This is a genomic window from Halalkalibaculum sp. DA384, assembly GCF_043951955.1.
Classification (GTDB): domain Bacteria; phylum Bacteroidota; class Rhodothermia; order Balneolales; family Balneolaceae; genus JAMQKA01.
In genome coordinates this window covers 1-1794 of record NZ_JBINJE010000086.1, presented here as the reverse complement: position 1 = coordinate 1794, position 1794 = coordinate 1, and the positions used below count along the sequence as shown (strand labels likewise).

Sequence of the window (1794 nt, the reverse complement as noted above, 5' to 3'; positions counted from 1 at the left end):
TGCTGTGATATCTCATCCGGTAACGCTGAGAGCTGTCTTGCACGGTTTCTTTCTTCACGCCTGCGCTGCGTTTGCACCAGACGGCTCATAAATCCAAGGCCGGAAAGGATGGGGAATGAAGAATGTAGATTGAAGAATAATGAATTTCGAAGGGGTGATCGTATGAACGCATCAAGCAATTATTAACCTCCAACCACCAACCTTCAACCTTCAACATTTAACCTTCAACATTCAACATTTACCCTCCACCACAGAAGCAACACCAGGATTATGGATAAAATACTATCCTGGGGCATCCGCCATCCGGTATCCGGCATTCACGCCCCCAACCTGCCATCTACCGCAGTGGCAAAAGCAGTAAAATCATCCAGGTGATCCAGGAAAGCAATCAAACGATCCACATCGACCGCGACATACTCATGCACCAAAATGTTTCGTAACCCGGCCATACCAAGCAACCGTTCCTCAAGATCCTGATCAATGATGTCAAACTTTCCCAGCAATTGAATACAATCTGAATACGTTTCGGCATTGCCCAGGTTATGATGAACAGCCAAATGACAAGAAAGATCAATGACAATTTGAATAGATTCTAGCAACCCGTACCGCAGGGCCCATTCTTTTTTCTTATCCCGCTTGATTTCGGAAGGGGAATATGCCGATTTCAGCTCTTGTAATTCAGCTACATTATTTTCCAAATTCTGCAGACGTCTATTCATAATTCCGTTTGCCAAAATTTCCGGATGTCAGGCGTTTTCGAAAAGCTCCCTCAAACTGATCGCGCAGATAAGCAGTATCAAAATAATATCGATACACCTTGCTTTTATAGGTTGTATGAAGGTCCGGATCCCTATTTAACAGCAGTACCCCTTTTGTCACAATTTCATAGGCAAAAGCCGGATTTTTAGCAGGCAATTCATTCAATATTGTCACGTCCACAGTACCAGCCAAAATGCGATCTAATGCTGCCTGAAGTTTTCCGCGGCTGATGAGGTCGGGCGTTGATTTCATATATACGGCTATATCAACATCACGGAATTTTTCTTTATCGACCATTGAACCAAACAGATAGACAAACAGCACCTCTTCTTTGGATGCAAAGAAATCCTTAATTCTTCGTCGGATATGATTTTTTTTATCAACTTTCACAGGAGGATCTATTTGTCATGTGACGATATAACGCAGGATAAGGTGCAAAATTCTAAACGGGGGCTTTGCCAAACCCCTCCATTCCCCGTTCCGAGGGAGTTCTATTCCCGTTTAAACGGTCACCAAGGTCGGTGGTACAATCACCTCCCAACAAAATAGCAGGTTCTGCAAGGGACCCCAATATATAAAAGAGGCCTTTGAAATACTACCGGGGGAATTTCCTTGTGGCTGGCTAATAACGGGTAGAGACGGAGGATTATGGAATATGGATTAAGGATGAAAACGAAATATAATGAAGTTGAACCTGACGAGGAGGAGGCAACAAATGCTACCCTGCCCTTCCCGGCCTTGAATGGGGTGCGGAGGCCGAAGCAGGCGGGTGTGGATGTTGCACCGGTGAAAGTTTTGATAGCGGGCAACCGGCGTGACGGACCATCAACATCCACGCCTGCTGAGGCTGCAGCTGGTGCCCCATTCACCACCGGAGGATGGGAATTATGAATGAAGAATTAAAAATTATGAATTTCGAAGGGGTACCGGGAAGAAGAATGCGGGGGGTTCCCCCTTGTGGCAGTTATGATGGAAAAGCGGTAAATGATGTTCGAAGGGGGTGCAGGGGGATGTTCAGTGAGGAATGAAAAATGA

At 45.5% G+C, this 1794-nt stretch carries 3 protein-coding genes; 1 reads left to right on the top strand and 2 read right to left on the bottom strand.

The window, feature by feature from the left end; genetic code table 11:
* Positions 1 to 317: 317 nt before the first annotated feature.
* Positions 318 to 719, bottom strand: coding sequence for a DUF86 domain-containing protein (locus ACG2E4_RS18320; RefSeq protein WP_395262562.1), 402 nt, complete (start codon positions 717 to 719; stop codon positions 318 to 320).
* Positions 712 to 1149 (bottom strand): nucleotidyltransferase domain-containing protein, encoded by a 438-nt coding sequence (locus ACG2E4_RS18315; protein ID WP_395262563.1) that lies wholly within the window; start codon positions 1147 to 1149, stop codon positions 712 to 714. Before ACG2E4_RS18315 ends, ACG2E4_RS18320 begins: the two co-directional genes overlap by 8 nt.
* Before the next feature lie 276 nt (positions 1150 to 1425).
* Between ACG2E4_RS18315 and ACG2E4_RS18310 the strand changes: the two genes are divergently transcribed.
* Positions 1426 to 1650, top strand: coding sequence for a hypothetical protein (locus ACG2E4_RS18310; protein ID WP_395277494.1), 225 nt, complete (start codon positions 1426 to 1428; stop codon positions 1648 to 1650).
* Positions 1651 to 1794: the final 144 nt, after the last annotated feature.